Annotated in this window: 7 protein-coding genes; all 7 read left to right on the top strand. The window is 32.0% G+C overall.

Annotation, left to right across the window (positions count from 1 at the left end; all coding sequences use genetic code 11):
• Positions 1-44: 44 nt before the first annotated feature.
• The 7 genes from LJD34_RS03105 (at position 45) to LJD34_RS03135 (ending at position 6,735) form a co-directional block, all read left to right on the top strand.
• On the top strand, positions 45-1,439 hold the full coding sequence (locus LJD34_RS03105; protein WP_117864548.1) for a uracil-xanthine permease family protein: 1,395 nt from the start codon (positions 45-47) through the stop codon (positions 1,437-1,439).
• A 13-nt stretch (positions 1,440-1,452) separates the two neighbouring features.
• The gene (locus tag LJD34_RS03110) at positions 1,453-2,250 is read left to right on the top strand and encodes an FAD binding domain-containing protein (RefSeq protein WP_117864550.1); all 798 of its coding nucleotides are present in this window, start codon (positions 1,453-1,455) and stop codon (positions 2,248-2,250) included.
• A complete protein-coding gene (locus tag LJD34_RS03115; protein WP_022002508.1) occupies positions 2,240-2,707 on the top strand; it encodes a (2Fe-2S)-binding protein in 468 nt (155 codons plus the stop codon). The genes LJD34_RS03110 and LJD34_RS03115 overlap by 11 nt, the downstream gene beginning before the upstream one ends.
• Positions 2,707-4,989: a xanthine dehydrogenase family protein molybdopterin-binding subunit gene (locus tag LJD34_RS03120; RefSeq protein WP_118347221.1), complete on the top strand. Its 2,283-nt coding sequence runs from the start codon at positions 2,707-2,709 to the stop codon at positions 4,987-4,989. Before LJD34_RS03115 ends, LJD34_RS03120 begins: the two co-directional genes overlap by 1 nt.
• Positions 4,989-5,582: a nucleotidyltransferase family protein gene (locus LJD34_RS03125; RefSeq protein ID WP_118347223.1), complete on the top strand. Its 594-nt coding sequence runs from the start codon at positions 4,989-4,991 to the stop codon at positions 5,580-5,582. The genes LJD34_RS03120 and LJD34_RS03125 overlap by 1 nt, the downstream gene beginning before the upstream one ends.
• Complete coding sequence (locus tag LJD34_RS03130) at positions 5,575-6,000, top strand: GNAT family N-acetyltransferase (protein ID WP_117792774.1); 426 nt, start codon at positions 5,575-5,577, stop codon at positions 5,998-6,000. Before LJD34_RS03125 ends, LJD34_RS03130 begins: the two co-directional genes overlap by 8 nt.
• 66 nt (positions 6,001-6,066) lie before the next feature.
• A complete protein-coding gene (locus LJD34_RS03135; RefSeq protein WP_227359151.1) occupies positions 6,067-6,735 on the top strand; it encodes a response regulator transcription factor in 669 nt (222 codons plus the stop codon).
• Positions 6,736-6,901: the final 166 nt, after the last annotated feature.

A 6,901-nucleotide genomic window follows, 5' to 3' on the forward strand; every position in this document is an offset into this window, starting at 1 on the left:
TTTTCTTGTTTTTAGAAGGTTAATTTAAATATGAGGGAGAGAATATGGAGAAAAAAGAGTATACAAGTCCTTATGATTTTGAAGGGAAAATTCCTTTAAAACAGGCAATTATTTTAGGTTTACAACACGTTCTAGCAATGTTCGTTGGTAACTTAACACCCGTACTTATTATTACGGGAGCTTGTGCTGCAACGCATGATGCAGATGTATTTGCTGCAATCCAAGTTTCGCTTTTACAAAATGCAATGCTTATTGCCGGTGTCGTTACTTTAGTGCAATTATTTTCAATAGGTCCTATTGGTGGGAAAGTCCCAATTATCATGGGAACAAGTTCAGGGTTTATTGGTGTTTTCCAAAGTATTGCTCATGTAATGGGTGGTGGCGTTTTAGGATATGGTGCCATCATGGGAGCAAGTATTATTGGTGGTTTATTTGAAACGGTTTTAGGTTTTCTTTTAAAACCATTACGTCGTTTCTTTCCATCTGTTGTTACAGGAACAGTTGTTTTATCGATTGGTTTATCTTTAATCGGTGTTGGTGTTGCTTCTTTCGGGGGAGGAAGTAGTGCTAAAGATTATGGATCTGTAGAAAATCTTTTGATTGGTTTATTTGTTTTAGTTGTTATTTTAGCTTTTAAGCATGGTACAAAAGGAATGCTAAGTAATTCAGCTGTTTTAATTGGAATTATTTGTGGTTATGTTTTATGTATGATTTTACCATTGTTTATTTCAACAACAGGGGTTGCCAGTGATGGAACAGAGTTTGTTAAATCATGGGTTTTAAATTGGGATAAAGTGGCTCAAGCAAAATGGTTTGCCTTACCAAAACTCATGCCAGTAAAACCAGTTTTTGATTTAAGAGCAATCCTACCAGTTTTAATTATGTTTGTTGTTACAGCTGTTGAAACTGTTGGTGATATTTCTGGTGTTATGGAAGGTGGAATGTCAAGAGAAGCTACAGACCAAGAATTATCAGGTGGTGTTATCTGTGATGGTATTGGTTCATCTATTGCTGCTTTATTTGGTGTTTTACCAAATACATCTTTTTCACAAAATGTTGGGTTAGTAACAATGACTAAAATTGTCAATCGTTTTGCTTTAGCGTGTGGTGCGATTTTCCTAATTATTTGTGGTTTATTTCCTAAATTAGCGGCACTTGTTTCAATTATGCCTCAATCAGTATTAGGTGGAGCAGCAGTCATCATGTTTTCATCGATTGTTATGTCTGGTGTTCAATTGATTACCAAAGAACCTCTTACTGCTCGTTCAATGACAATTGTCTCAGTTGCTTTAGGATTAGGTTATGGTATAGGTGCAAATAGTGCAATTTTAGCACAACTTCCACAAGCAATTCAAATGATTTGTGGAGAATCAGGAATTGTACCTGCTGCTTTTGTAGCAATTATTTTAAATATTTTATTACCAAAAGAAAAACAATAAAGGAGGGCTTTCTTTGTTATCGATTAGAAATTATGTGCGACCTCAAACAATTGAGGAAGCTTATGAATATGCAAAAAAACCGCTGAGTGTTGTTTTAGGTGGTATGTTATGGCTTAAAATGCAAAATAGAAATGTAAATTTTGCTATTGATTTATCTGATTTGCATTTAGATCAAATTGAAGAAATAGATGATGAAATACATATTGGTGCGATGGTTACTTTAAGAGAACTTGAAACAAATGAACAATTAAACCATTTTACACAAGGAGCTATTAAAGAAAGTGTGCGTCATATTGTCGGTGTCCAATTTAGAAACTTAGCGACAATTGGCGGATCTATTTATGGAAGGTTTGGTTTTTCTGATGTTTTAACACTTTTTATGACACTTGATTGTGAGGTAGAACTTTATCCAACTGGGCGTGTTTCTATCAAAAAATTTGCAAATATGAAATTTACAAAAGATATTCTTACAAAAGTAATTATTAAAAAAGTACCAACCAATGTGGTTTATTTATCACAAAGAAATATTTCAACAGATTTTCCAGTTTTAACCTGTGCTGTAAGTTGTATTGATCAACATTATACATGTATCATTGGAGCTAGACCTTTACATGCTGTAGCGTTTAATGGAGATAGTTATTTTGAAACAGGTATTACTGAAGAAAGTATTCAAAGTTTTACAAAATATGTTTTATCAGAATTAAAATTAGGAAGCAATTCAAGAGCATCTAAAGAATATCGTCAAAAGATTGCAAAAGTTTTAATAAAAAGAGCTTTTCTTCAATTAAAGGAGGATGTATATGGAAATTAAATTAACTTTAAATGGAGAAAGAATTGTACAAGATATAGAACCTGATTTATTACTTATTGATTTTGTGAGAAAAAATGGTTGTTATAGTGTTAAACGCGGTTGTGATACAAGTAACTGTGGACTATGTACAGTTTTATTAAATGATAAACCAGTGCTTTCATGCAGCGTTCTTGCAATGCGTGCAAATGGTGCAAAAGTAGTTACTTTAGAAGGATTGCAAGAAGAAGCAAAGCCACTTGCAACATTTATTGCTAGTCAAGGAGCTGAACAATGTGGTTTTTGTAATCCTGGATTTATGATGAATACACTTGCTTTATTAAAAGAAAATCCTCATCCAAGTGATGATGAAATTAAAGAATTTTTAGCTGGAAATTTATGTCGTTGTTCAGGTTATGAAGGACAACTTAGAGGAATAAAAAATTACCTAAACTATCTTGAAGAAAAGGGGAATGAATAATGGCTTATAAACATATTGAAAAACCGGTCATGAAAAAAGATGCGATGAATCTTTTACTTGGTAAACCTGTTTATGTAGATGACATAACAAGTCAAGATTGTTTAGTTGTTAAAGTGTTAAGATCACCACATGCTCATGCTTTGATTGAAGAAATTGATGTTTCTAAAGCTCAAAAAATCCCAGGTATTGAAGCTGTTTATACGTATAAAGATGTTCCTCAAAAACGTTTTACCATGGCAGGTCAAACGTCTCCAGAACCAAGTCCTTATGATCGTTTAATTTTAGATCAAAGAGTTCGTTTTGTAGGAGATGCTGTTGCTATTGTTGCTGGTATTAATGAAAAGGTTGTTGATCGCGCTTTAAAAATTATTAAAGTAAAATATCAAGTTTTAACACCAGTTCTTGATTTTACGAAAGCAAAAGATAATAACATCTTAGTTCATCCTGAAGAAAATTGGAAAGCTTTATGTCCAGTAGGTGCTGATAATCATAGAAATCTTGTAGCAACAGATTCTTCAAGTCAAGGTGATTTAGAAAAAGTGTTTGCTTCTTGTGATCAAGTCATTGAAAGAACCTATCATACAAGAGCAAACCAACAAGCAATGATGGAAACTTTTAGAACGTATTGTGAAATCGATCCTTATGGAAGACTTCATGTTATTTCTTCCACTCAAATTGTTTTCCATTGTCGAAGAATTCTTGCTAACGCATTAGATATTCCTCAATCGAAAATTCGTGTTGAAAAACCAAGAATTGGAGGAGGATTTGGGGCTAAACAAACTGTTGTAGCTGAAGTTTATCCTGCTTTTGTAACATGGATGACCAAGAAACCTTCTAAAATGATTTATAGTCGAAAAGAATCACAAATTGCCTCTACACCACGTCATGAAATGCAAGTGACTGTTAAATTAGGAGCAATGAATGATGGAACAATTCGAGCAATGGACGTTTATACGCTTTCAAATAGTGGTGCTTTTGGTGAACATGGACCAACAACAGTAGGGTTATCGGGACATAAATCGATTCCACTTTATACAAATAATCTAGAAGCCTTTAAATTTTCTTATGATGTTGTTTATACCAATTGTCAAGCGGCTGGTGCCTATCGTGGCTATGGCGCTACGCAAGGACTTTTTGCGGTAGAATCGATTGTTAGCGAAATGGCAGGCATTTTAGGTATTGATCCTGTGGCTATTCGAGAAAAGAATATGGTTAGACAAGGTCAAACAATGGGGGCTTATTATAATGAGGTTGCTCAAGCATGTACACTAGACAAATGTATGGATCATGCTAAAAAACTTTTTGATTGGGAAAACAAATCAAAGGTACGCGTCTTAGAAAACGGTAAAATTAGAAGTGCTGGAGTAGCCATGGCCATGCAAGGATCTGGTATTTCAGGGGTTGATGTGGGTTCTGCTACATTAAAACTTGAAGACGATGGTTATTATACACTTCATATAGGCGCAGCCGATATGGGAACAGGTTGTGACACCATTCTTGCACAAATGGCAGCTGAGTGTTTAGACTGTGATGTTGATCATATTGTTGTCTTTGGGGCAGATACAGATATTTCACCTTATGATTCAGGTTCTTATGCTTCTTCAACAACTTATGTAACAGGAAAGGCAGTAGAGCAAGCTTGTGAAAAATTAAAAAATAATTTATGTGATCTTGCTTTACAAACATTCCATTGTGAAAAAGAAGATGTTGAATTCACCTCACAAGGTGTTAAAAATTTAAAGACAAACGAACTTTTAACTTTAAAGGAGCTTGCTTTAAAAGCAATGTGTGGAAATAATATTGAAACACAAGTTACAGTTACACATTCATCTCCAGTTTCACCACCACCTTATATGGTAGGGATGGTTGAAATTGAACTTGATAAAGAAACAGGACAAGTTGATATTCTTGATTATGTTGCTGTTGTCGATTGCGGTACTGTTATTAATACAAATTTAGCACGTGTTCAAACAGAAGGTGGCTTAGTTCAAGGAATTGGTATGGCTCTTTATGAAGATGTTCAATATACAAAACGTGGAGCTATTCCTGAAAACTCTTTTATGCAATATAAAATTCCTACACGTTTGGATATGGGAAAAATTAGAGTTGAATTTGAAAGTAGCTATGAACCAACTGGTCCATTTGGTGCAAAATCGATAGGTGAAATTGTTATTAATACACCATCTCCTGCAATTGCCAATGCTATCTATCGAGCAACAGGTAAATATCTAAAGGATCTTCCAATGACTCCTGAAAAAATCTTAATGGCAATTGATGAGTAATGAAAACATATATTATTTATTTAGCGGCTGGAAATAGCCGTCGTTTTAAGGAAGATAAGTTACATGCGCTTTTTAAAGGAAAAGAGCTTTATCTTTATGGAATTGATACTTTGAAACAATTATTAAAATATCGTAATGATATAGAAATTATCGTTGTTTCTAATACAATTGATACACAAGAAAAAGGTATTCATAGTTATAAAAGCCCTTTAAGTGAAAGAGGAATTTCTTATTCTATTAAAGCTGCTTTAAACCATATCAATCAAAAAGATGACTATCAAATGATGTTTATGGTTGCAGATCAACCGTATCTTTCTTATCAAACACTTAATAAGATGATTGATACATTTAATCAATCATCTTATTCTATATGTTCTTTAATGTTTAAAGATAGAGTTGGAAATCCGGTAATTTTTTCTAAAGAATATTTTAATGAATTATATTCTTTAAAAGAAGATCAAGGAGGACGAACGATTGTTAATAAATATCCTCAAGAATGTTTTTATTTTATAATTGAAAATGAAAAAGAGCTTTATGATATTGATTATCAAAGTGATTTACAAAAACTTATAAAGGAAGAAGAATATGATTGAATATGCTAAGTTAGAAGATAAAGAAGAAATCTATAATTTGATTTGTATTTTAGAAAATAAAGAAATCAATAAAGAACACTTTGATTATGTTTTTGAAAATTCATTAAAAGATGAAGATATTATTTATTTAGTTTATCGTGATGAAAAAATAGAAGGATTTCTAAGTTTTAAAATACATCATTATCTACATCATGACCATGATACAAGTGAAATTGTAGAGTTGGTTGTTTTGCCAGAAAAAAGAAATTTGAAAATTGGTAAACAATTGATTGAAAAAATTGAAGAGATTGCTAAAGAAAAACAACTTGAACAAATTGAACTTTCTACTTCTACTTATCGTAAAGATGCGCATCGCTTTTATGAAAGACAAGGCTATGGAAAATTACATTATAATTATACGAAAGCACTAGATGACTAAACGTCATCTTTTTTTCACATCTTTTACACATAGTCATGCTACAATAAAGTTAAAGAGGTGGTAGTAATGTATAAAGCGTTGATGATTGAAGATCATAAAGAAGTAAGAGACTTTGTTAAAGAGTATTTTGATCATAAAGAAATAGAAGTTATAGAAGCTCAAAATGGTTATGAAGGATTAGCAATATTAGATGATACAATCGATATCATTTTACTTGACATTATGATGCCAGGAATTGATGGCTATGAAGTTTGTAAACAAATTAGAAGTCAATATAATACGCTCATCGTTTTTATAAGTGCTTTATCAGAAGATGAAAACCAATTAAAGGCTTATGAATATGGGGCAGATGATTATATTACTAAACTATTTAAACCTTCTTTGTTATATGCTAAATGTTTAGCGCTTTTAAAAAGAAATAAAAAAATTAAAACGAATCAACTTCAATCAGGAAAAGTGATTTTGGATTTAGATAAACATATTTTAGTGATTGAAGAAAATAATATTGCTTTAACAGATAAAGAATTTAAACTTCTTCGATACTTAATGGAAAATCAGGGAATTGTTTTATCAAGAGAAAAAATTTTAGATGCTTTATGGGGCTATGATTATTATGGTGATGGACGAGCAGTAGATACGTATATCAAACGTTTAAGGAAACGATTGGGAAAATATTCTTATTATATTCAAACTATTGTTAAAACTGGATATGTGTGGAAAGGAGAAGAATTATGAAAAGAATAAGAAGCATTCAGTTTAAGGTGTTTATTTGTTTGTTTATTTCTTTTATGGTGGTATTTGGATATATTGTAAAGACTAAATATGATCAAAGTTTTAATGAACTGGTGTAAACTTACATTTTGGTTGGAGACATTACATTTTAATTAGAGACATTTGTAAT

It is taken from the genome of Faecalibacillus sp. MSK20_93 (genome assembly GCF_020589945.1).
GTDB classification, from domain to species: Bacteria; Bacillota_I; Bacilli_A; order Erysipelotrichales; family Coprobacillaceae; genus Faecalibacillus; species Faecalibacillus intestinalis.